16 protein-coding genes are annotated in these 24,736 nt (G+C 67.6%); 15 read left to right on the forward strand and 1 reads right to left on the reverse strand.

The genetic code is table 11. The features are described from left to right. The first annotated feature begins 141 nt into the window (after window positions 1-141). The 5 genes from MHA02_RS23030 to MHA02_RS01965 all read left to right on the forward strand — a co-directional run bounded on the left by MHA02_RS23030 (window position 142) and on the right by MHA02_RS01965 (window position 11,789). Window positions 142-4,260 (forward strand): PAS domain S-box protein, encoded by a 4,119-nt coding sequence (locus tag MHA02_RS23030; RefSeq protein ID WP_147076289.1) that lies wholly within the window; start codon window positions 142-144, stop codon window positions 4,258-4,260. 6 nt (window positions 4,261-4,266) lie between these two features. After that, entirely contained in the window at window positions 4,267-7,179 is a 2,913-nt protein-coding gene (locus MHA02_RS01950) for a bifunctional [glutamine synthetase] adenylyltransferase/[glutamine synthetase]-adenylyl-L-tyrosine phosphorylase (RefSeq protein ID WP_147076290.1), read from the forward strand. A gap of 269 nt (window positions 7,180-7,448) precedes the next feature. Next, a complete protein-coding gene (locus MHA02_RS01955; protein WP_170248977.1) occupies window positions 7,449-8,201 on the forward strand; it encodes a class I SAM-dependent methyltransferase in 753 nt (250 codons plus the stop codon). A 237-nt stretch (window positions 8,202-8,438) separates the two neighbouring features. After that, entirely contained in the window at window positions 8,439-11,357 is a 2,919-nt protein-coding gene (secA, locus tag MHA02_RS01960; protein WP_147076292.1) for a preprotein translocase subunit SecA, read from the forward strand. Between the two features lie 9 nt (window positions 11,358-11,366). Further along, window positions 11,367-11,789, forward strand: a complete 423-nt coding sequence (locus MHA02_RS01965) for a GNAT family N-acetyltransferase (protein WP_147076293.1) — start codon at window positions 11,367-11,369, stop codon at window positions 11,787-11,789. A gap of 50 nt (window positions 11,790-11,839) precedes the next feature. Here the strand turns inward: MHA02_RS01965 and MHA02_RS01970 are convergent, their stop codons facing one another. Next, window positions 11,840-12,574 carry a methyltransferase domain-containing protein gene (locus MHA02_RS01970; RefSeq protein WP_147076324.1) on the reverse strand — a complete coding sequence of 245 codons (735 nt, stop codon included), beginning with the start codon at window positions 12,572-12,574 and terminating at the stop codon, window positions 11,840-11,842. Window positions 12,575-12,822: 248 nt separating this feature from the next. Between MHA02_RS01970 and gloB the strand changes: the two genes are divergently transcribed. The 10 genes from gloB to lpdA all read left to right on the forward strand — a co-directional run bounded on the left by gloB (window position 12,823) and on the right by lpdA (window position 24,711). Beyond that, window positions 12,823-13,602 (forward strand): hydroxyacylglutathione hydrolase, encoded by a 780-nt coding sequence (gloB, locus tag MHA02_RS01975; RefSeq protein WP_147076294.1) that lies wholly within the window; start codon window positions 12,823-12,825, stop codon window positions 13,600-13,602. 137 nt (window positions 13,603-13,739) lie between these two features. Continuing rightward, a complete protein-coding gene (locus tag MHA02_RS01980) occupies window positions 13,740-14,126 on the forward strand; it encodes an MAPEG family protein (RefSeq protein WP_147076295.1) in 387 nt (128 codons plus the stop codon). A gap of 87 nt (window positions 14,127-14,213) precedes the next feature. After that, entirely contained in the window at window positions 14,214-14,951 is a 738-nt protein-coding gene (locus tag MHA02_RS01985) for a TetR family transcriptional regulator (protein WP_147076296.1), read from the forward strand. Between the two features lie 308 nt (window positions 14,952-15,259). After that, window positions 15,260-16,222, forward strand: coding sequence for a malate dehydrogenase (gene mdh, locus MHA02_RS01990; protein ID WP_147076297.1), 963 nt, complete (start codon window positions 15,260-15,262; stop codon window positions 16,220-16,222). Between the two features lie 137 nt (window positions 16,223-16,359). Further along, window positions 16,360-17,556 carry an ADP-forming succinate--CoA ligase subunit beta gene (sucC, locus tag MHA02_RS01995; RefSeq protein ID WP_147076298.1) on the forward strand — a complete coding sequence of 399 codons (1,197 nt, stop codon included), beginning with the start codon at window positions 16,360-16,362 and terminating at the stop codon, window positions 17,554-17,556. 9 nt (window positions 17,557-17,565) lie between these two features. After that, on the forward strand, window positions 17,566-18,450 hold the full coding sequence (sucD, locus tag MHA02_RS02000) for a succinate--CoA ligase subunit alpha (RefSeq protein WP_147076299.1): 885 nt from the start codon (window positions 17,566-17,568) through the stop codon (window positions 18,448-18,450). Window positions 18,451-18,580: 130 nt separating this feature from the next. Next, window positions 18,581-21,568 (forward strand): 2-oxoglutarate dehydrogenase E1 component, encoded by a 2,988-nt coding sequence (locus tag MHA02_RS02005; protein WP_147076300.1) that lies wholly within the window; start codon window positions 18,581-18,583, stop codon window positions 21,566-21,568. 2 nt (window positions 21,569-21,570) lie between these two features. Then, window positions 21,571-21,873 (forward strand): YciI family protein, encoded by a 303-nt coding sequence (locus tag MHA02_RS02010; RefSeq protein WP_147076301.1) that lies wholly within the window; start codon window positions 21,571-21,573, stop codon window positions 21,871-21,873. Between the two features lie 56 nt (window positions 21,874-21,929). Next, window positions 21,930-23,219, forward strand: coding sequence for a 2-oxoglutarate dehydrogenase complex dihydrolipoyllysine-residue succinyltransferase (gene odhB / locus MHA02_RS02015; protein ID WP_147076302.1), 1,290 nt, complete (start codon window positions 21,930-21,932; stop codon window positions 23,217-23,219). Between the two features lie 91 nt (window positions 23,220-23,310). After that, window positions 23,311-24,711, forward strand: a complete 1,401-nt coding sequence (gene lpdA / locus MHA02_RS02020) for a dihydrolipoyl dehydrogenase (RefSeq protein WP_147076303.1) — start codon at window positions 23,311-23,313, stop codon at window positions 24,709-24,711. Window positions 24,712-24,736: the final 25 nt, after the last annotated feature.

Genomic DNA, 24,736 nt, shown 5'->3' on the forward strand with positions numbered 1-24,736 from the left:
GGCCGGGGGAAGATTTGCGCCGGCGCGAAAGCGACACCCGTGCAGCCCCATGTTAGGAGACGGCATGCCCACGATGCCGACGCGCGACCCTCCCAAAAGAGACCGCTTTTTTGCCGAACCCCAGCGCGGCGGCGGCCATCGATGACCGGTGAGCCGGCTCGCAATGGCGACGAAGCATGCCGTCTTGCGGCGCTCCGCAGCTACGACATCCTCGACACGCCGCCCGAGGCCGAGTTCGACGACATCGCGCAGATGGCCGCGCAGGCCTGCGACACGGCAATGGCGCATATCAACTTCATCGACGCCGACCGGCAGTGGATCAAGGCCGCCGTCGGCCACGACGCCCGCGAGATGCCGCTGGATTTCGGCTTCTGCACGGAAACGCTGGAGAAGGCCGGCCTCCTGATCATCCCGGATCTGTCGGAGCAGCCGGAACGGGCAGACAATCCGCTCGTCAGTGGGGCGCCACACCTGCGCTTCTATGCCGGCGTTCCGCTGAAGAGCCCCGAGGGCTGGGTGATCGGCACGCTCTGTGTGCTCGACCGGGTGCCGCACGACCTCAGCGATCAGCAGATCTTCATCCTGCATGCGCTGGCGCGCACGGTGATGGCGAAGCTCGAAATGCGGCGTACCGACAATGCCCTCCGCCGCAGCGAGACCCGGCTGAGGCTGGCGCTCGCCGCAGCCGGCCAGGGCGATTGGGAACTCGATCTGCGCACGCTGAACCTGCAGACCTCGGAAACCTGCCGGGCGCATTTCGGCCGCGCTCCCGATCGGCGTTTCACCTACGACGAGTTGCAGGCGAGCGTTCACCCGGACGATCGCGAACGCATGCAGGCCGCGGTGGCGGGCGCCATCGCGGATAAGGTCGACTACGACATCGAGTACCGCTGCATCCGGCCGGATGGGATCGAACGGTGGATGCACATCCACGGCCGGCCGAGCTACACGGACGACGGTACTCCGCGCAGCATGGTCGGCATCTCCACCGACGTCACAGCGCGGCGCGAGATCGAGACGGCGTTGCGCGCGAGCGAAGCCCGGCTCTCGGCGAGCGAGGCGCGCCAGGCCTTCCTGCTCAAGCTGGCCGACGCGATCCGTGCGCTGACCGATCCGCATGCGATCATGTCCGCGGCGGTCGAAGCGCTGTGCCGCCATCTGAAAGTCGGCCGAACCGGCTACGGCCGGGTGCAGCCGGACGGGCGCACCATCGTGCGCGAGGTCGGCTACACCGACGGCGTCCAGCCGGCGACCGGCCCCCAGGACATGGAAGCCTTCGGCAGCGAGCTGCTGGACAAGCTGCGCGCCGGCAAGACCATCGTCGTGAGCGACGTCGCGTCCGGTACGGCGGCCGATCCTTCGGTCTGGCAGGCCGTCGGCGTCCGCGCCTTCATCGGGGTGCCGCTGGTCCGCGACGGACGGCTGATCGCGACGCTCTACGCGACCGAGAATCGAATGCGCGTCTGGACCTGGGACGAGGTCACGCTCGTCGAGGACGTCGCCGCCCGCACCTGGGATGCGGTCGAGCGTGCCGGCGCCGAGGCATCGAAGCGCGAGAGCGCCACGCGGCATCGGCAGATTCTCGACAGCACCATCGACTACGCCATCATCGCCATGGACCGCGACGGCCGCATCACCGAGTGGAACGAGGGCGCACGGCGCATCCTCGGCTGGGACGAAGCCGAAATGCTCGATCAGACCGCCGAGCGCTTCTTCACCCCTGAGGACCGCGCCAAGGGGCAGATCGAGGCCGAGATGCGTCGCGCTGCGACGACCGGAATCGGCAACGACGAACGCTGGCACCTGCGCAAGGGCGGCGAGCGCTTCTGGGCGAGCGGCGAGATGACGCCGCTGCGCGACGAAGCAGGCCAGCCCATCGGTTTCGTGAAGGTGCTCCGCGACCGCACGGCCGACCAGCTCGCGCGCGAGGCTCTGGACGAAGTACGGCAGCGCCAGGAGATCGCCCTCGATACCGGCCGCGTCGGCTTCTTCGACTGGGATGTCGAGCGGGACGTCATCGAGGGCGATGCCCGCTTCGCAGGCTTTTTCGGGCTCGATGCCGCGGCGACGGCGGCCGGCGTGCCGATGGCCGACGTCCTCGCCAGGATCCACGAAAAGGAACGGGACGGCGTCACCCGCCACATCGCGCAGACGCTGGCGTCACGAGGCGACTACACGCAGGAATACCGGGTCCGAACGGAGGGCATGGATCGCTGGCTGATGGCGCGCGGGCGCTGTTACGCCACCGCTCACGGCCGGCCGCTCCGCTATGCCGGCACGGTCATCGACGTCACCGAGCAGAAGACGACACAGGCCAGGCTTCGCGACAGTGAGGATCGCTACGGTACTCTGTTTCGCTCGATCGAGGCGGGCTTCACGATCATCGAGTTGCAGTTCGAGGGCGAACGCGCCGTCGACTACCGCTTCGTCGAGGCGAACCCAGCCTTCGAGGCGCAGACCGGCCTCGTCGGGGTCGTCGGCCGCTGGGTGAGCGAACTCGTTCCCGGCCTGGAGCAGCATTGGTTCGATACGTATGGGCGTGTTGCGACGACAGGAGAGTCGATCCGCTTCGAGAACGGCGCCTCGGCGATGGAGGAGCGCTGGTTCGACGTCTACGCTTTCCGCGTCGGCAATCCGGTCGCTCGACGGGTCGCTCTGCTGTTTACCGATATCTCGGTCCGCCGGCGCCTGGAGCTGCAGTTGCGGCGGCTCAACGAGACGCTCGAGACGCAGGTGGCCGAGCGCACCGCCGAGCGCGACCGCGTCTGGCGCAACGCCCGCGACCTGCTTGCGGTCATCGACCGGACCGGCGTCTTTCGTGCCGTGAACCCCGCCTGGGAGGCCACGCTCGGCTTCAGGTCGGACGAGATCCTCGGTCGCAACTTCCTCGATTTCCTCGCCCCCGAGGACGTGGAGCGCAGCCGGCGCGCGCATGAGATCGCCATGCTCGAAAGCCTGTCCAACTTCGAGAACCGCTACCGCCACTTCGACGGCAGCTGTCGCACCATCGCCTGGCAGACCTCGGTGGAGGGCGAACTCGTCTACGCGTATGGCCGAGACGTCACCGTCGAGCGCGAGCGCCACGCTGAGCTGACGCATGCCCAGGAGGCTTTGCGCCAGTCGCAGAAGATGGAGGCGGTCGGCCAGCTCACCGGCGGCGTCGCGCACGATTTCAACAACCTGCTGACGATCATCCGCTCTTCGGTCGACTTCCTGCGCAGGCCCGACCTGCCCGACGACCGGCGCAGGCGCTACATGGACGCTGTCTCGGACACGGTGGAGCGCGCCGCCAAGCTCACCGGGCAGCTTCTCGCCTTCGCCCGGCGGCAGGCGCTGAAACCCGAGGTGTTCGAAGTGGGCAGCCGGCTCGGCGGCGTCGCAGACATGGTCGACACCGTGACCGGCGCGCGCATCAACGTGGTGACCCACGTGCCGGACCAGCCCTGCTACATTCGGGCCGACATCAGCCAATTCGAGACCGCGCTGGTGAACATGGCCGTCAACGCCCGCGACGCCATGGACGGCGAGGGCACGCTGACCCTGCGCCTCGTCTGCTCGACGCCGATGCCGGCCTTGCGCGGCCATGCCGGCGCGCGCGGCCCCTTCGCGGCCGTCTCGCTGCATGATACCGGCTCGGGGATCGGGGCCGATGCACTCGCGCACATTTTCGAGCCGTTCTTTACGACCAAGGAGGTCGGGCGCGGCACCGGGCTCGGTTTGAGCCAGGTCTTCGGCTTCGCCAAGCAATCGGGCGGCGACGTCGCGGTGGAGAGCGAGCCCGGCACGGGCACCACCTTCACCCTGTTCCTGCCCGAGATCGAGGCGCCGGAAGGCGGCGAGTTGGCCCAGCCCCTGGAATCCGACCTGTCCTCCGACGGCACCGGACGGCGCGTGCTCGTCGTCGAGGACAATATCGAGGTCGGCCGGTTCGCCACGCAGATCCTCCAGGACCTCGGCTACGCCACCGCCTGGTCCGCCAATGCCGAGGAGGCGCTCGACTCGCTGGGCAGCGACGGCGCCGGCTTCGACGTCGTGTTTTCCGACGTGGTGATGCCCGGCATGGGCGGCGTGGCGCTTGCGGAAGAACTCCGCCGCCGCCTTCCCGAGCTGCCCGTGGTCCTCGCCTCCGGTTACAGCCACGTCCTCGCCCAGGAGGGCGCGCACGGCTTCGAGCTGCTGCACAAGCCCTACTCGGCCGAGCAGCTCTCGCGGGTCTTGCGACGGGTCAGTTCACGGGGACCGCGGGTGAAGGGGGAGTAGGCGCCCATGAGCAGCCCGCAGCCGCTGAGCGCGCGCCTCGGCGCGGCCCCTCCCCTCTCGGATCCGGACGAGGCCGAGGAGCGGTTCTCGACGATCGCGGAGGCTCTGCCGGCCACGCTTCGCACAGGCCGGCCGCGCGACCTGCTTCTGGCCCTCGCCGACCACTCGACTTTTCTCTGGACCCTCGCCTCTCGCGACCCCGACCGCCTTGCCAGCCTGTTCACGGAAGCGCCTGAGGCCGCCAACGCCCGGATCGTCGCCGACCAGCGCTCGGCAGGGCACGGATCGGACGATCTCGACGCCGTCGGCGTCCGGCTTCGCACCAACCGGAGCGAGCACGCATTGCTGGTCGCACTCGCCGATATCGGCGGCGTCTGGCCGGTGAAGGCCGTGACCGAGGCCTTGTCGGATTTCGCCGACGCCTCGGTCTCGGCCGCCGCCGACGCGATGTTGCTTCAGGCCGCCACCGCCGGGCGGTTCCTGCCGTCCGATCCCAAAAACCCGCAGGCGGGCTCCGGCCTCGTCCTGCTCGGCCTGGGTAAGCTCGGCGGTCGCGAGCTCAACTATTCGAGCGACATCGACCTGATCGTGCTGTTCGACGCCGAGGCCGCCCCGCTCAAGGAGGGGCTGGAGCCGACGCCGTTCTTCTCGCGGCTGGCGCAGGGCATGGCGAAGCTCCTGCAGGAGCGCACCGCCGAAGGCTACGTCCACCGCGTCGATTACCGCCTGCGGCCGGATCCCGGCTCGACGCCGACGGCACTGAGCCTGGACTCCGCTTATCACTACTACGAGAGCACCGGGCAGAACTGGGAACGCGCCGCCTTCATCAAGGCGCGACCGATCGCCGGCGACATTCCGGCCGGCGAGCGCTTCCTCGCCGACCTGACGCCCTTCGTCTGGCGCAAATACTTCGATTTCGCGGCCATCGCCGACGTCCACGCCATGAAGCGGCAGATCCATGCCGTGCGCGGCCACGAGGCGCTGGCGGTCGCCGGCCATGACATCAAGCTCGGGCGCGGAGGCATCCGCGAGATCGAGTTTTTCGTGCAGACGCAGCAGCTGGTATTTGGGGGCCGTCGGCCGGCGCTTCGCGGACGCGGCACCATCCCGATGCTGTCGGCCCTGCACGACGACGGCTGGATCTCGGAGCAAGCCCGCGACGAGCTCGGCGCCGCCTACGGCTTCCTGCGGACCGTCGAGCACCGCCTGCAGATGGTGCGCGACGAGCAGACCCAGCGCCTGCCCGCAGATGACGGGGAGCTGGAACGCTTTGCCCACTTCGCCGGCTACGAGACCCGAAAGGACTTCGAAGAGGCGCTGCTCGGCCACGCCCGGCGGGTGCAGGGGCATTACGCGCTACTGTTCGAGGCGGGGCCGGACCTGTCGTCGGAGATCGGCGATCTGGTCTTCTCGGGCTCCAATGACGATCCGGCAACGCTGGAGACCCTGCGAAAGCTCGGCTTCCGCGAGCCGGAGCGGGTGGCCGAGACCGTGCGCGGCTGGCATTTCGGGCGACGCTCGGCCGTGCGCAGCAGCCGCGCCCGCGAGGTCCTGACCGAGCTGGTTCCGGCGCTGCTCAAGTCGCTCGCCGGCACGCCCGATCCGGATGCCGCCCTCGACAATCTCGACCGGGCCTTCGCCCGCATGCCCGCTGCCGTCGAACTGCTGACGATCCTGCGCGAACGCGAGCGCCTGCGCACGCTCTTCGCCGACCTCGTCGGCAGCGCGCCGCGCCTCGCCGACATCGTCGCCTTCAGCCCGCACGTGCTCGATGCGGTGATCGACCCCGGCTTCGTCGAGCCGACGACCGACGCGGCCGAGATCGCTGCGCATTATCGCGGCCTCGTCGGCGAGCCCGACAGCCACGAAACCTTCCTCGATCGCTCGCGCGACGCGGCGCGCCAGCTTCGCTTCGTCACCGGCGCGCGGCTGCTCTCCGGCATCCTCACGCCCGAGGGTGGCGGCCGGGCCTTCTCAGCGATCGCCGATGCCGCCGTCGCGAGCTCGCTCGAAGAAGTCGCCGGGCATTTCGAGGCCGAGCACGGCCCCGTCCCGGGCGGGCGCATGGCGGTGCTCGGCTTCGGCCGACTCGGCTCGCACCAGCTCACGGCGGAGTCCGATCTCGACCTCGTGGTGCTCTACGATTTCGACGCCGACAGCCGCGCGAGCACCGGAAGACGCCCGCTGGATGCGGCGGTGTACTTCAATCGGCTGACGCAACGCCTCGTCGCGGCGCTCACCGCCCCGACCCGGCGCGGCAGCCTCTACGAGGTCGACCTGCGCCTGCGTCCCGGCGGTGGCCAGGGCTCCGTCGCCACGCAGTTCCGGAGTTTCCGTGCCTATCAGGGTGAGGAAGCCGAATTGTGGGAGCACATGGCCCTCACCCGCGCCCGCGTCGTCGCCGGGGACTCGGGCCTCGCCGAAGAGGCGACCGGGGTGATCCGCGACGCGCTGATGCAGACGCGCGACCCGAAGATCGTGAGCCGCGAAGTCCGCGCGATGCGTGCCCTCATCTCGAAGGAGAAGGGCGACGACGGTCCCCTCGACCTCAAGCTCGCGCCCGGCGGCCTCCTCGACCTCGACTTCCTGGCACAGGCCCTGGTGCTCGGCCATGCCGGCGCAATGCCGGACCTGATCGGCCTCGACGCGCCCGCCGTGTTCCACTTCGCGGCGGAGCACGATCTGCTGGCGGCCGGCGATTGCGAAACCCTCGTGGCGGCCTACCGTCTGCTCGACGATGTCCATCACTGGCAGCGCCTGATGGTCGAGGGCGATCCGACGACGGCCACGCCCGTGGCGCTGGCCCGCCTCGCCCGCGCGGTGAACCTGCCGGATGCGCAGGCGTTGGGGACGCAGTTGGAGACCGAGCGGAAGGCCGTGCGGCGGCTGTTCGAGGCATTGCTCAAGGCGGGGCGCTGAGCGCGTTGTACCGAGAGGGGGTCCGGTGTAGCCGAGAGGCCTATTCGACGTTCATCGGCAACCCCAACGCTCCTCATGCTGAGGTGCCGAAGTGAAGCGGAGGCTTCGAAGCACCCACGACGGTCCTCCCAACGGAAACCCCGCTTGGGAGATACGGTCAGGGGTGCTCCGAGGCTCCTTCGGAGCACCTCAGCATGAGGGTCGTTGGGGATTGCCAATCACGGCGGAGCCAACCGTCGGCGAGACCACCCCGACCGCCCCGAGGCCCCATGACCTTCCGCTCCGGCAACCCGGCCGTCGACCGCTACATCACGGAGGACTACGAGAGCGTGCGCGGCATGTCCTCGCGCTTCGCGGCGACGATCTGTGCGCACGTGATCCGCCGGCAGACCGACCTCGGCATTGCGGGGCACTTCGCCGAGATCGGCACCTTCGAGGGCCGGTTCTTCATCGCCATGGCGCTCGGGCTGGCGCCCGGCGAACGGGCGCTCGGCATCGACACGTTCGACTGGCCCGATGCCGGCATCGTCGATCGGTTTCACGGCCACTGCGCCCGGCTCGGGCTAGCCGAGGACCGCGTCGTCGCGATCAAGGCCGCCGCCCGCGACCTCACCGACGGGGACGTCGCGCAGGCGCTCGGCGGCCCGGTGCGCTTCTGGCACATCGACGGCGACCACACCCCGAAGAGCCTCACCGCCGATCTCGACCTCGTCGTGCAGAGCCTGCACCCCCAGGGCATCCTCTGCCTCGACGACATGCTGCACCCGGGCTACCCGCTCCTGATCGTGGCGGTCCACGCTTGGCTCGCGCGCCATCCCGAGATGCGGATACTCGCCGTGATCGACCGCGAGGACATCGTCGCGGCGGCCAAGGTGATGATCTGCCGAGCCGATGCCGTCGACCTCTACGGGCAGGACCTTGTCGATGCCTTCCCGGCCCATCATTGGAAGCTCGGATCCGACTGGGGCGACTATTTCGCGGTCGTGCTGACCCCCAACCCGCGGCTGGCCGTGGTGGAGTAGGCAAGCTCTTCCCGTCATCGCGAGCGCAGCGAAGCGATCCAGGGCCGAGGCGCCGACCGTCGCGGGCGTGGCCCTGGATCGCTTCGCCTCCGGCTCGCGATGACGGGATGGGCATTGAACAGCGCCGCTCTTTCGGATGCGTCCCCCGATATTTACCTCTATAAGCCCGCCCAACGCCGGCTGACGGTGCCGTTCCGGCATCTCGCGGGCGACACTTTCGTAGTCCGCAGGTTCACGATGCTCGGTGCATTCGCCAAGAAGATTTTCGGCTCGGCCAACGACCGTCGGGTCAAGGGCTTCCGTCCCCGTGTCGACCAGATCAACAAGCTGGAGCCGGAAATCGCGGCGCTGACCGACGATCAGCTGCGTGAACGCACCCTGGCCCTGAAGGCCGAGGTCGCCGCCGGCAAGAGCCTCGACGACGTCCTGGTCCCGACCTTCGCCCTGGTGCGCGAGGCGGCCAAGCGCGTTCTCGGCCAGCGCCACTTCGACGTGCAGCTCATGGGCGGCATGGTGCTCCACGAGAGCGGCATCGCCGAGATGAAGACCGGCGAGGGCAAGACCCAGGTGGCGACGCTCGCCGTCGTGCTCAACGCGCTCTCGGGCAAGGGCGTCCACGTCGTCACCGTGAACGACTACCTGGCCTCGCGCGACGCCGAGTGGATGGGCCGGATTTACAACTTCCTGGGGCTGACCGTCGGCACCATCGTGCACGGGCTCGACGACGACCAGCGCAAGGAAAGCTACGCCTGCGACATCACCTACGGGACCAACAACGAGTTCGGCTTCGACTATCTTCGCGACAACATGAAGTACGAGCTCTCGCAGATGGCGCAGCGGGGGCATAACTTCGCGATCGTCGACGAGGTCGACTCGATCCTGGTGGACGAGGCGCGCACGCCGCTGATCATCTCCGGCCCGGTGGACGACCGCTCCGAGCTCTACATGGCCGTCGACGCGGTGATGCCGCAGTTGGAGCGCGAGCATTACGACCTCGACGAGAAGCAGCGCACCGTCTCGCTGACGGAATCCGGAAACGAGTTCATGGAGGAGGCCCTGCGCGAGGCGGGCATCCTCAAGGAGGGCGACCTCTACGACGCGCACAACGTCACGATCGTCCACCACGTCACGCAGGCGCTGCGCGCCCACACCCTGTTCACCCTGGACAAAGACTACATCGTCAAGAACGACGAGGTGGTGATCATCGACGAGTTCACCGGCCGCATGATGCAGGGCCGGCGCTACTCGGAGGGCCTGCACCAGGCGCTCGAGGCCAAGGAGCGGGTCACGATCCAGCCCGAGAACCAGACTCTCGCCTCGATCACCTTCCAGAATTATTTTCGACTTTACAATAAGTTGGCGGGAATGACCGGTACGGCCGCGACCGAAGCCGACGAGTTCGCGGAGATCTACAAGCTCGACGTGGTCGAGATCCCGACGAACCGCCCGGTCGAGCGCGTCGACGAGGACGATCAGGTCTACCGCACGGTCCAGGAAAAATACGACGCGATCATCCAGGAGATCGACAAGGCGCATGAGCGCCATCAGCCGGTCCTCGTCGGCACCGGCTCGATCGAGAAGTCGGAGCTGATCGGCGAGATGCTGACGAAGCACGGCTACACGCTGCTCGACTACTCGGACCCGAACGCGCTGACCGACGTCTACAAGGCCGCCCGCGAGAACCGGGTGACCAAGCGCTTCGCCGTGTTGAACGCCCGCTTCCACGAGCAGGAGGCCTACATCGTCGCCGAGGCCGGCGTGCCGGGCGCCATCACCATCGCCACCAACATGGCCGGCCGCGGCACCGACATCAAACTCGGCGGCAACCTCGACATGCGCATCGAGAAGGAGCTCGCGGAGCTCGCGGACGGCCCCGAGCGCGACGCCGCCATCGAGGCGCTGAAGGCCGAGATCGCCGAGAATCGCGAAAAGGTGCTGAACTCGGGCGAGAAGGCCAACCCCGAGGTCGGCCTGAAGAAGGACCTGCCGGGCGGCCTCTACATCGTCGGCACCGAGCGCCACGAGTCTCGCCGCATCGACAACCAGCTCCGCGGCCGTTCCGGCCGCCAGGGCGATCCCGGCCGCTCGAAGTTCTTCCTGTCGCTGCAGGACGACCTGATGCGGATCTTCGGTTCGGACCGCATGGACGGCATGTTGACGCGGCTGGGCCTGGAGCAGGGCGAGGCGATCATCCACCCCTGGATCAACAAGGCCATCGAGAAGGCGCAGCAGAAGGTCGAGGCACGCAACTTCGACATGCGCAAGAACGTGCTCAAGTACGACAACGTCATGAACGACCAGCGCAAGGTCGTGTTCGAGCAGCGCCGCGACCTGATGGGCCAGGACAGCGTGCGCGAGACGGTCGACGAGATGCGCGAAGGCGTGATCGACGACCTCGTCGCGCTGCACGTGCCCGAGAACGCCTATGCCGAGCAGTGGGACATCGCGGGGCTGAAGGAGCGCACGCAGGAGGTGCTGAACCTCGACCTGCCGGTGCAGGACTGGGCGGCCGAGGAGGGCATCGCCGACGAGGAGATGCGCGAGCGCCTGAAGAAGGCGGGCGAGGAATCCTATGCCGCGCGCACCGAGAAGAACACGCCCGAGGTGATGACCTATGTCGAGAAACAGGTCGTGCTGCAGACCCTCGACCACCTCTGGCGCGAGCACCTCGTCACCCTCGACCACCTGCGTCAGGTCATCGGCTGGCGCGGATTCGCCCAGCGCGACCCGCTGAACGAGTACAAGTCGGAAGCCTTCGACCTCTTCAACGGCCTCGTCACGGCGCTCCGCGAGCAGGTCACCGGTCAGCTCTCGCGCATCGAGATCATGTATCAGGATCCGGAGGGTGCAGACGGCACCTCGGCGAGCTTCGAGCAGGCCGGGCTCGGCCAGCCGCAGCTTCCGCCGATGTTCGCCCAGCATCTCGATCCCGTCACCGGCGAGAACGAGTTCGGCCGCGGCGGCTCCGGCAGCGATGGCGGCGGCGGTCCGGCCTATGGCTACGCCGCACGCGACCTGTCGGCGGACACGGCCGTGCTCGAACGCAACCCCGACGACAGCACCACCTGGGGAAAGGTCGGCCGCAACGAGCCCTGCCCGTGCGGCTCGGGCAAGAAGTACAAGCACTGCCACGGGCGGTTCGAGAGCGAGGCCTGAACAGCGCCGATGGCGCAATCGGGCATCGTCTACGGCGTCGAGCCGAACCTGAGCGCGGCCGAGTTCCGCCGCGTCCTCGTCGCCTCCGGGCTCGATGCCCGCCGCCCGGCCGGGGATCCCGACCGGTTGGAGCGCATGCTGCGTGGTGCGAACCTGATCGTCACGGCCCGCGCCTACACACCGGAACGCGCTCTCCTCGGCGTCGCGCGGGTGATCACCGACTTCGCCTACTGCGCCTACGTGTCGGACCTCGCCGTCGCTCGTCCGCAGCAGGGCAGCGGCATCGGCCGAGGCCTGCTCGACGCGGTCCGGAAGCAGGTCGGCCCGGAGGTCGCGGTGATCCTGATCGCGGCGCCCGGGATCGAGACGTACTACGACGGGATCGGCATGAGCCGGGTAGCGCATGCGTTCAGGTTCGACCGGGAACGGTAGTTCCGAGCCCTGCCCGAATCCGTCGTATTCTCAAGCTCCGGACGCCGCGATCACCCCGGTTGCCCAGCCGGCACCAGGATCGGCGACGGGATCCGTGCCCGCACCTTCCGCACCTGCCGCACCGTCACCGGCCGATAGAGCTGCTTCGTCGCATCGATGACGTGCAGCCCCGCGAAGGGCAGCGACAGGCTGGTGCCGAGCCACTCCCAGGTTCCGGCTGTCTGCAGCATCAGCCGGGTGCGGACCGGCGGCATATAGAGCGTCTCGGCCCAGCCCTCCGGCGAGAACAACGTGTCGCGCATCAGCCGGCTGAGCTGCGAGCGGCTGTAGGGCTGGCCGTGGCCGAACGGGGTCGCATCGCGCCGCGCCCAGACCCCGGTGCGGTTCGGGACGACGAGGATCATGCGGCCGCCTGGCGTCAACACCCGCCAGACGTCGGCCAGCAACTCGCTCGGGCTCTCGACGCCCTCGAGTGCGTGGACGAGGATGACGCGGTCGACCGCGGCTTCGGGCAGCGGCATCATGGTCGGGTCGGCGAGCGCCGTGATCGAGCGGCCGGTGGCGGGCCAGTTCACTACGCCTTGCGTCGCCGGCATGAAGGCGAGGGTGCGCTCGGCGATGTAGTGGACCGGCCCGAGATACGGCGTCACGTAGCCGAGGCCGAGGATGCGGAGGCCGGAAACCGAGCCGAGAAACCCCTCGATCGCCCGCGCCACGAAGCGGTGCGTGACGAGGCCGAGCGGGCTCGCATAGAAGGCCCGCAGATCATTGACGTCGAGACGCATCGGGACGGGTTCCGGCACGGCCGGTTTCCTCTGCCGGACAGCTTGGGTGCACCTCGCAAAACTCCCGACCGCCGGAAGTTCACCCGATGCCCTCGACAGCGCAGCGGGAGTTTCGTGAGAGACACTCGGCATGAATGGGGATTGCCCGCTACGTGGGCAAGCGCGGCCGGCCTGATGGATCGGAACTGCGGTGGGCAACGGCCCGTTCTCCCGCACAATCCGCATTCGTCGCAAGGACGCGAGGCCTCATGAGCGCTGACGGACCCGAGATCCGCACCTTTCTCTGCCGCAGCGACAACATCGGCGTGCTGATCCGCGATCCCGCAACAGGAGCGTGCGCCGCCATCGACGTACCGGATGCCGAGCCGGTGCTGGCCGCCCTCGATGAGGCCGGTTGGACGCTCACCGATATCCTCGTGACCCACCGGCACGGCGACCATGTCGCGGGCATTCCCGAGGTGAAGGCGCGCACCGGTGCCAAGGTTACGGCACCTGCGAAGGCCGGCAATGCCGTGCCGGACGTGGATCGCTCAATCGCCGAAGGCGACCGGGTCGAAGTCGGCATGCTGGAGGCAGAGGTCTGGGAGACGCCCGGCCATTGCGCCGACCACGTCAGCTATATCTTTCGGAATGCCGGCGTCGCGTTCGCCGGCGACACGCTGTTTACCCTCGGCTGCGGCCGGGTGATGGAGGCCGAACCCGAGACGCTGTGGCACTCGCTGGAACGCTTCCTCGTCCTGCCGGACGCCATGAAAGTCTATAGCGGTCACGACTACGTGCTCGCCAATGCACGCTTCGCCCTTGCTGCCGATCCCGGCAATGCCGCATTGCAAGAGCGGATGGCAGAGGCCGAGCGACTCAAGGCTGAAGGCGGATTTCTGATACCCTCCACGATGGCTGCGGAGAAGGCGACGAACCCTTTCCTGCGCGCCGCAGAACCGGACCTCGCCCGCGCGGTCAAACTCGATCCGGGCACCGATCCCGAGAAGGTATTCACGGCACTCCGGGCCTGGAAGAACCGGTTCTGAGCGAAGTCGTCGGCACCGAGCCGCAGCTTGGCCGGGGGCACCCCTTGCCTGACGCGCTGCGAGATGCATGAAGCCGTCCCATCGGCCCGGACCGATCCAGCGTCCTCGGCCCCAACCACGAACCCTATGAGCATCGCGTGATCTTTCCAGCCACCACGGCTTTCTTCGCAGGCCTGCTCGGTCTCCTCTTCGTCGGCCTGAGCGTTTGGGTCGTGGCCGGACGCGTCTCGGACGACGTCCTCTTCGGCAGCGGCGACAACCCGCTCCAGAAGCGCATTCGGAGCCATGGCAACTTCTCGGAATTCGTGCCGTTCGCGCTGCTGCTGATCGCCTTCCTCGAAGCCGGGGGCACCAAGCACTGGATCGTCCAGGCGCTCCTGGTCGTGCTGCTCATCGGCCGGATCCTCCATCCGTTCGGCATGTTCGCGCCCAAGAACTCCCCGCAGCAATTCGCCTGCCGCGGCGGCGGGATCATCTCGACGCTGCTCGTGCTTCTGATCTCGGCTGTCCTGCTGCTGGTCTGAGCGGGCGCGGCTCGCTTAACGCTTGCCAAAGCCGAGCCCAACGCGGAGGCTTGGGGTCAAGGCTGGGGAGGCTCGTCAGCGGATTTCATGCAGCCGGCCGCAACCATCCAGGCACACCGTGAGGCGGGCGCCGAACTGCCGGACGAACCCGAGCGGGTCGAGGGTCCGACCGCAACCCGGTTGCCGCCGCGTTCGCAACGTCTCAGCGGACCGGCTGTCCGGGCGCGGCCGACGCCCGTCTCGACCGACGTCCGGTTGCTGGCCATCGCCTCCGACCACCTCGCCCGGCTCGGCCCGAAGGGCGTGACCGTCGTGGCGGTCGCGGCCGAAGCCGGGATGACCCACGCCAACGTCTACCGCTACTTTCCCTCGAAGGACGCACTGCTCGATGCGGTTGCCGGGCGCTGGCTGCGCGACGTCGAGGCCCGGCTCGCCGGGATCGCCGATGCGCCCGACCCGGCCGACGACAAGATCGAGCGCCTGCTGACCGCGCTGAGCCTGACCCAACGGAAAGCGCTCACGGACGAGCCGAACGTCTTCGCCGTGCATCTCGATGCCACCGTGGCGTCGCGCCCGATCGCCCGCCGGCATCGAGGCCGCCTGCGCATCCTGGTCGAGCGCGTGGTCGACGAGGGCATCGGTACCGGCACCTTCGTAGCCCGCGATCGCGAGCGCGCCATCGCCTGCATCTTCGACGCCAGCTACCGTTTCACCCACCCGCTGGCCATCCAACAGGACGCCGACGTGCCGCGCGACCTGCTGGAAGCGCGACTCGGAGCGGTGATCCAGGCAATCCAGCGCATGCTGCGTTCGGGAATGTTCTGATCCGGCAAAAGGCTGAGTGACAGATCACGCAGTCTGTCACTGTCATGTTTTTGTTGCGACGCCGTTTCGGCACCGCACCTAAAGCTCTCATTTCATTGCGGTTTCAGGAGAAATTGCCGACGAACCGCCGCGAATTCGGTCGTCGGGACCACCCTTCGGGTCCGCCGACTTCGGGTTGAAGCAGCATGGCTTTTCCTCCAAACCAACGCCCGCAACAGGACCGGCCTGTCAGACGCGACGATCCGGGAGGATTTCGATCCCCCGCGGGAGCCTGACGAGCCGTCACAGGCATCGGAGGCTCTTCGCACATGGCACGCAGCAAGATCGCGCTCATCGGCGCCGGACAGATCGGCGGAACGCTCGCGCATCTCGCCGGCCTCAAGGAACTCGGCGACGTCGTATTGTTCGACATCGTCGACGGCGTGCCCCAGGGCAAGGCGCTCGATATCGCCGAGTCGGCCCCGGTCGACGGCTTCGACGCCAAGTACTCGGGCGCCAGCGACTATTCCGCGATTGCCGGCGCGGACGTGGTGATCGTCACAGCCGGCGTGCCGCGCAAGCCCGGCATGAGCCGCGACGACCTGATCGGCATCAACTTGAAGGTGATGGAAGCCGTCGGCACCGGCATCAAGCAGCACGCGCCCGACGCCTTCGTGATCTGCATCACCAACCCGCTCGACGCGATGGTCTGGGCCCTGCAGAAGTTTTCGGGCCTCCCGACCAACAAGGTCGTCGGCATGGCCGGCGTGCTCGACTCTGCCCGCTTCCGTCACTTCCTCGCCGAAGAGTTCAAGGTCTCGGTCGAGGACGTCACCGCCTTCGTGCTCGGCGGCCACGGCGACGACATGGTGCCGCTGACCCGCTACTCGACGGTGGCCGGCGTGCCGCTGACCGATCTGGTCAAGCTCGGCTGGACCACTCAGGAGAAGCTCGACGCCATGGTCGAGCGGACCCGCAAGGGTGGCGGCGAGATCGTCAACCTGCTCAAGACCGGTTCCGCCTTCTACGCCCCGGCAGCCTCGGCCATCGCCATGGCCGAGAGCTACCTGCGCGACAAGAAGCGCGTCCTGCCCTGCGCCGCCTATCTCGACGGCCAGTACGGCATCGACGGCATGTATGTCGGCGTACCGGTGGTGATCGGGGAGAACGGCGTCGAGCGCGTACTCGAAGTGACCTTCGACGAGGCCGAGAAGGCGATGTTCGAGAAGTCGGTCGGCGCTGTGAAGACGCTGATCGCGGCCTGCAAGGATGTGAACCCGGCTCTCGCCTGACGGCAAGCGATGTCATCCCGGGGCCGCGAAGCGGAACCCGGGATCCAGAAACACAGGTGGCGTTCCAGCATACCGCGACGGCGGTTCTGGATTCCGGGTTCGCCTTCGGCGCCCCGGAATGACGGAGAGGATCTTCGATGAACATCCACGAATACCAGGCCAAAGCCGTCCTCAAGGAGTTCGGCCTGCCCGTTTCCCGCGGCGTCCCGATCTTCAAGCCCGAGGAGGCGGAAGCCGCCGCGAAGGAACTCGGCGGCCCGGTCTGGGTGGTGAAGTCGCAGATCCATGCGGGCGGGCGCGGCAAGGGCACCTTCAAGGGCGCGCCCGAGGGCGCCAAGGGCGGCGTGCGCGTCACCAAGTCGATCGACGAGGTGAAGCAATATGCCGGCGAAATGCTCGGGCAGACGCTGGTCACGATTCAGACCGGCCCCGCCGGCAAGCAGGTCAACCGCCTCTACATCGAGGAAGGCGCGCAGATCGCCGCCGAGTTCTACCTGTCGATGCTGGTCGATCGCGAGACCGGACAGGTCGCCTTCGTCGTCTCGACGGAAGGCGGCATGGACATCGAGACGGTCGCCCACGACACGCCCGAGAAGATCGTCACCTTCTCGGTCGATCCGGCCACCGGCATCATGCCCCATCACGGCCGCGCGGTCGCGAAGGCGCTGGGCCTCACCGGTCCACAGGCCAAGGAAGCCGGCGAACTCACCACCAAGCTCTACGCGGCCTTCACGGCCAAGGACATGAGCATGCTGGAGATCAATCCGCTGGTACTCACCGGCGACGGCCATCTCAAGTGCCTCGACGCCAAGATCTCCTTCGATTCGAACGCCCTTTATCGGCACCCCGACGTCGTCGCGCTGCGCGACGAGACCGAGGAGGACGCCAAGGAAATCGAGGCCTCCAAGTACGACCTCGCCTACATCGCCCTCGACGGCACCATCGGCTGCATGGTCAACGGCGCCGGCCTCGCCATGGCGACCCTCGACATCATCAAGCTCTACGGCGAGGAGCCCGCGAACTTCTTGGATGTCGGCGGTGGCGCGTCTGAAGAAAAGGTCACCGCGGCCTTCAAGATCATCACCGCCGACCCGCAGGTGAAGGGCATCCTCGTCAACATCTTCGGCGGGATCATGAAATGCGACGTCATTGCCCGCGGCGTGATCGCGGCGGTGAAGGCGGTCGGCCTCGAAGTGCCGCTGGTGGTGCGTCTCGAAGGCACCAACGTCGAGCAGGGCAAGGACATCATCCGCAATTCGGGGCTCAACGTGATCCCCGCCGATGATCTGGACGATGCCGCGCAGAAGATCGTCGCCGCCGTGAAGAAGGGCTGAGCCGAAACCATGTCCATCCTCATCGACGCGAACACCAAGGTCATCTGCCAGGGCTTCACCGGCAAGAACGGCACCTTCCATTCCGAGCAGGCCATCGCCTACGGAACGAAGATGGTCGGTGGCACATCGCCGGGTAAGGGCGGCGCGACCCATCTCGGTCTGCCGGTCTTCGACACGGTCGCCGAGGCGCGCGAGGCCACGGGTGCCGAGGCCTCCGTCGTCTACGTGCCGCCGCCCGGCGCCGCCGACGCAATCTGCGAGGCGATCGCAGCCGAGATCCCGCTGATCGTCTGCATCACGGAGGGCATTCCGGTGCTCGACATGGTGCGCGTCAAGCGCGCCCTCGAAGGCTCGAAGTCCCGCCTGATCGGGCCGAACTGCCCCGGCGTCGTCACGGCCGGCGAATGCAAGATCGGCATCATGCCGGCCAACATCTTCAAGCCCGGCTCCGTCGGCATCGTCTCGCGCTCCGGCACGCTGACCTACGAGGCGGTGTTCCAGACCACCACCGCGGGCCTGGGCCAGACCACGGCCGTCGGCATCGGCGGCGATCCGGTCAAGGGCACCGAGTTCATCTCGATGCTCGAACTGTTCCTCGCCGACGACAAGACCCAGTCGATCGTGATGATCGGCGAGATCGGCGGCTCGGCCGAGGAAGAGGCGGCGCAGTTCCTGGCCGATGAGGCCAAGCGCGGCCGCAAGAAGCCCATGGTCGGCTTCATCGCCGGCCGCACCGCGCCTCCGGGCCGCCGCATGGGCCATGCCGGCGCGATTATCTCCGGCGGCAAGGGCGGCGCCGAGGACAAGATCGCGGCGATGGAACGGGCCGGCATCCGCGTCTCGCCCTCCCCGGCGCGGCTCGGCTCCACCCTCGTCGAGGTCTTGAAGGGCTGAAGGTTGCCTGCGCGCCTGTGTTGCAGCGCACGCAATACCGCAAGGCCCATGTAGGAGACCGGGGATGAGGGCATCCCCGGTGCGAAAGAGAGGCGGTCGCATCGGCGGCCGAGTTTGAGGACACCAAGCGATGGCACGCCAGGACGCGAACGACGCCTTCCTCGAAACCTCGTTCCTGTACGGCGGCAACGCCGCCTATATCGAGGAACTCCAGGCGGCCTACGCCCGCGATCCGAACTCCGTCGATCCCGAGTGGCAGCGCTTCTTCAAGGACCTCGGCGAGGACGACGGCCTCGTCGAGAAGAATGCGGCCGGCGCCTCCTGGGAGAAGCCGAACTGGCCGATCGCACAGAACGGCGAGATCGTCTCGGCGCTGGACGGCGATTGGGGCGCCCTCGAAAAAGCGGTCGGCGACAAGATCCAGGCCCGCGCGGGCAAGCCCGCCGACCCCGCCGCCAAGGGCGCAGAGATCGTCGCCAAGACCGGCGTCTCGGTCGAGCAGGCGACCAAGGATTCGGTGCGTGCGATCATGCTGATCCGCGCCTACCGCATGCGCGGCCACCTCCACGCCAAGCTCGATCCGCTGGGTCTCTCCAAGCGCGGCGACCACGAGGAGCTGCACCCGCAGCATTATGGCTTCCAGGAAGCCGACCAGGACCGCCCGATCTTCCTCGACAACGTGCTCGGGATGGAATTCTCGACGATCCGCGAGATCGTGAAGATCCTGGAGCGCACCTACTGCCAGACGCTCGGCGTCGAGTTCATGCACATCTCCGATCCGGAGGAGAAAGCCTGGATCCAGGAGCGCATCGAGGGCAAGGACAAGGAGATCTCCTTCACCCCCGAAGGCCGGCGCGCGATCCTGAACAAGCTGATCGAGGCCGAAGGCTTCGAGAAGTTCCTCGACACCAAGTACACCGGCACCAAGCGCTTCGGCCTCGACGGCGGCGAGTCCATCGTCCCGGCACTGGAGCAGATCATCAAGCGCGGCGGCGCGCTGGGCGTCGAGGAGATCGTGCTCGGCATGGCCCATCGCGGCCGGCTGAACATCCTCACGAACGTGATGGCCAAGCCCTTCCGAGCGGTGTTCAACGAGTTCAAGGGCGGCTCGGCCAACCCGGCCGAGGTCGAAGGCTCGGGCGACGTGAAGTACCATCTCGGCGCCTCGTCGGACCGCGCCTTCGACGACAATCACGTCCACCTGTCGTTGACCGCCAACCCGTCCCACCTCGAGATCGTCGATCCGGTGGTGCTCGGTAAGGTGCGCGCCAAGCAGGACCAGCTTGCCAAGCCGAACGTCGAGCGCCGCAAGGTGCTGCCGCTGCTGATCCACGGCGATGCGGCCTTCGCCGGCCAGGGCGTGGTCGCCGAATGCCTGGGACTGTCGGGCTTGAAGGGTCACCGCACCGGCGGCTCGATCCACTTCATCATCAACAACCAGATCGGCTTCACCACCGATCCGCGCTATTCGCGCTCCTCGCCCTACCCGTCCGACGTGGCAAAGATGGTGGAAGCGCCGATCCTCCATTGCAACGGCGACGACCCGGAAGCCGTGACCTTCGCGGCGAAGGTCGCGACGGAGTACCGCCAGAAATTCGGCAAGCCCGTCGTCATCGACATGCAGTGCTACCGGCGCTTCGGCCACAATGAGGGCGACGAGCCGGCCTTCACGCAGCCGAAGATGTACCAGCTGATCCGCAAGCATCCGACGGTGCTGGAAACCTACGGGAAGAAGCTCGTCGAGCGCGGCGACCTGACGAAAGATCAGCTCGACGCCCGCAAGGCCGAGTTCCGGGCGATCCTCGACAACGAGCTCGATGTCGCCGGCAGCTACAAGGCCAACAAGGCCGACTGGCTCGACGGCCGCTGGTCCGGCTTCAAGTCGGTGCGCGAGGACGTCGACGACCCCCGCCGCGGCCAGACCGGCGTGCCGGAGGCGACCCTGCGCGAGATCGCGCAGAAGATCACCACGCCGCCGCCGGGCTTCCAGCTGCACCGCACGATCCAGCGCTTCTTCGACAACCGCGCCAAGGCGGTGGAGACCGGCCAGGGCATCGATTGGGCGACCGCCGAGGCGCTGGCGCTGGGCTCGATCCTGATCGAAGGCAACCGCGTCCGGTTTTCCGGCCAGGACGTCGAACGCGGCACCTTCTCGCAGCGCCACGCCGTGGTGATCGACCAGGAGAACGAGCAGCGCTACACGCCGCTGAATTCCGTGAAGGAGGGTCAGGCTCGCATCGAGGTAATCAACTCGATGCTGTCGGAGGAGGCCGTGCTCGGCTTCGAATACGGCTATTCGGCCGCCGAGCCGAACGCGCTGGTGCTGTGGGAGGCGCAGTTCGGCGACTTCGCCAACGGCGCGCAGGTCGTCATCGACCAGTTCATCTCATCCGGCGAGCGCAAGTGGCTGCGCATGTCCGGCCTCGTGATGCTGCTGCCGCACGGCTACGAGGGCCAGGGGCCCGAGCACTCCTCCGCCCGTCTGGAGCGGTATCTCCAGATGTGCGCCGAGGACAACATGCAGGTCGCCAACTGCACGACGCCCTCGAACTACTTCCACATCCTGCGCCGCCAGCTGAAGCGCGACTTCCGCAAGCCGCTGATCCTGATGACGCCGAAATCCCTTTTGCGCCACAAGCGCGCCGTCTCCCGGCTCTCCGAGATCTCGGAGGACTCGACCTTCCACCGCGTGCTCTGGGACGATGCCGAGCATGAGGATGGCGGGATCAAGCTCGTCAAGGACGACAAGATCCGTCGCGTCGTGCTCTGCTCGGGCAAGGTCTATTACGACCTGTTCGACGAGCGCGAGAAGCGCGGCGTCAACGACGTCTACCTGATGCGGGTCGAGCAGCTCTATCCGTTCCCGCTCAAGGCGCTCGCCAACGAGATGAGCCGCTTCCGCAACGCGGAGGTGGTCTGGTGCCAGGAGGAGCCCAAGAACATGGGCGCCTGGGCCTTCGTCGACGACTACCTCGAATGGGTGCTCGGACAGGCCGGGTCTTCGGTGAAGCGGGCGCGCTACGTCGGCCGACCAGCCTCGGCCTCCACCGCCGTCGGTCTGATGTCGAAGCATATCGCGCAGCTTCAGGCCTTCCTCAACGAGGCTCTGACGGTCTGAGCATGGCCTACTTCCTGCTCAGGCTTTCCCCGCCGCGCTCGAGCTTCCCGTTCGACGCGACGGAGGTGGAGAAGGCGCTGTTCGCGGAGCATGCCGGCTACTGGCTCGATAAGGCTGGGCGAGGGGAGGCCATCGCGGTCGGTCCGGTCTTCGATGCCACCGGGACTTGGGGCCTCGCGCTCGTCGAGGCCGAGAACGAATCCGAAGCGAACCGGCTCGGCGAGGCCGATCCCGTCATCCGGGCGGAGGCTGGTTTCGCCTACACGATCGCCTCGATCCCATCCCTGATTCTGCGGCAGCCATGATGCCTGTCCGCACCCTGAGTTCCAGAGGAGGTCCCCGCGCAGGGGGCAATTGATCCATGGCCACCGACATTCTCGTCCCGACCCTCGGCGAATCCGTGACCGAGGCCACGATCGGCCGCTGGTTCAAGCAGCCCGGCGACACCGTCGCGGCCGACGAGCCGCTGGTGGAGCTCGAGACCGACAAGGTCACGCTCGAGGTCAACGCTCCGGCGGCCGGTGAGCTCGGCGAGATCCTGGTCAAGGACGGGGAGACCGTGGAGCCGGGGGCGCTGCTCGGCTCGATCGTCGATGCCGGCAAGGGCGGCGGCGCGAAGAAGCCGGCCGCCGCCAAGGGTGCTGAGAAGACGGAGCAGAAGGCCGAGAGCCGGAGCGAGGAACCGAAGGCGAAGCCGACCAGCGAGCCCGCCAAGTCGGATCCTGGCGGTCGCCCCGCCGAGGAGAGCGGTCCCGCCGTCGCCAAACTCGCCCGCGAGACCGGCATCGATCCGGCTACGCTGAACGGCAGCGGCAAGGACGGCCGCGCCACCAAGGGCGACATGCTCGCCGCCAAGGACGGCAAGTCGGCTCCCGCCGCGCGGTCCGAAGCGCCGGCTCAGGAGACCAAGCCTCCGGCCCCGCCGCGCCCGGCTTCGGCACCCGACGACGCTGCGCGCGAAGAGCGCGTGAAGATGACGAAGCTCCGGCAGACCATCGCCCGGCGTCTCAAGAGCGCGCAGGACAATGCCGCGATGCTCACCACGTTCAACGACGTGGACATGGGCGCCGTGATGGCGATGCGTAGCCAGTACAAGGAGATCTTCGAGAAGAAGCACGGCACGAAGCTCGGCTTCATGGGCTTCTTCACCAAGGCGGTGATCGGCGCTCTCAAGGACGTGCCGGCGGTGAACGCCGAGATCGACGGCCAGGACCTCGTCTACAAGAACTACTACCACATCGGCATCGCCGTAGGCACCGACAAAGGCCTCGTCGTGCCGGTGGTGCGCGATGCCGACGACCTCTCCATCGCCGGCATCGAGAAAAAGATCTCGGGCTTCGGCAAGAAGGCCCGCGACGGCAAGCTCTCCATCGAGGAGATGCAGGGCGGCACCTTCACCATCACCAACGGCGGCATCTACGGCTCGCTGATGTCGACCCCGATCCTTAACGCCCCCCAGTCGGGCATCTTGGGCATGCACCGGATCGAGGAGCGCCCGGTGGTCCGTGCCGGAAAGATCGAGGCGCGGCCGATGATGTATCTCGCCTTGTCCTACGATCACCGGATCGTGGACGGGAAGGAGGCGGTGACCTTCCTCGTGCGGGTCAAGGAGGCGCTGGAGGATCCGGCGCGGCTGGTGCTGGATCTGTAAACGGCCCGAGCCGCAGCCCTTATCCTTCAGAACTGAACGCATGTCCCGACGGTGGCGGTGCCCGCCACCGCACTCTTGAGCCGAGAACTGAATGTCCTACGATCTCGTCGTCATCGGCACCGGCCCCGGCGGCTATGTCTGTGCGATCCGCGCGGCGCAGCTCGGCCTGAAGACGGCCGTCGTCGAGAAGCGGGCGACGCATGGCGGCACCTGCCTCAATGTCGGCTGCATCCCGTCGAAGGCGCTGCTGCATGCCTCCGAGGCCTTCGAGGAAGCGAGCAAGCACTTCCCGGATCTCGGCATCCAGGTCGGCACGCCGAAGCTCGATCTCGCGAAGATGCAGGCCTTCAAGCAGGGCGGCGTCGACGGCAACACGAAGGGGGTCGAGTTCCTGCTCAAGAAGAACAAGGTCGACGCCTATCACGGCACCGGCCGCATCGCCGGGGCCGGCCGCGTAGAAGTGATCTCCGAGGACGGCGGCAACCAGATGCTGGAGGCCCGCAACATCGTCATCGCCACGGGCTCGGACGTCACGCGGCTCCCGGGCGTCGAGATCGACGAGAAGACCGTCGTCTCGTCAACCGGTGCCCTCGAACTCGGGAAGGTGCCGAAGAAGCTCGTGGTGATCGGCGCGGGCGTGATCGGCCTCGAACTCGGCTCGGTCTGGCGCCGTCTCGGTGCCGAAGTGACGGTGATCGAGTACCTCGATCGGGTGCTTCCGGGCATGGACGGCGAAGTCGGCAAGCAGTTCCAGAAAATCCTCGCCAAGCAGGGCATCGTCTTCAAGCTCTCGTCCAAGGTGACGGGCGCCGAGGTCGCCAAGGGCGGCGCCACGGTGACGGTCGAGCCGGCCGCCGGCGGTGAAGCGGAAAAAATCAAGGCCGACGTGGTGCTCGTTGCGATCGGGCGCGTACCCTACACGCAGGGCCTGGGCCTCGAAGACGTCGGCGTGCAGATGGACAATCGCGGCCGCGTCCAGACCGACAGCCACTACGCCACGAACGTCACCGGCATCTACGCCATCGGCGACGTCATCGCCGGGCCGATGCTGGCCCACAAGGCGGAGGACGAGGGCGTGGCGCTTGCCGAGATCCTGGCCGGGCAGTCCGGCCACGTGAACTACGGCGTGATCCCGAACGTGGTCTACACCTTCCCCGAGGTCGCCTCGGTCGGCCGCACCGAGGAAGAGCTGAAGAAGGACGGGATCGCCTACAATACCGGCAAGTTCCCCTTCACCGCGAACGGCCGGGCCAAGGCCAACGGCACCACCGAGGGCTTCGTGAAGATCCTGGCCGACGCCGAGACCGACAAGGTGCTCGGCGTGCACATCGTCGGCGCGGATGCGGGCAACCTCATCGCCGAGGTGGCAGTGGCCATGGAGTTCTCGGCCTCGGCGGAGGACATCGCCCGCACCTGCCACGCCCATCCGACCCTGACGGAGGCGGTGAAGGAAGCCGCACTCGCGGTGGGCAAGCGCGCCATCCATATCTGACCACCGTCATTGCGAGCGTCGCGAA

The sequence above is a fragment of the Methylobacterium haplocladii genome, from assembly GCF_007992175.1.
GTDB classification, from domain to species: domain Bacteria; phylum Pseudomonadota; class Alphaproteobacteria; order Rhizobiales; family Beijerinckiaceae; genus Methylobacterium; species Methylobacterium haplocladii.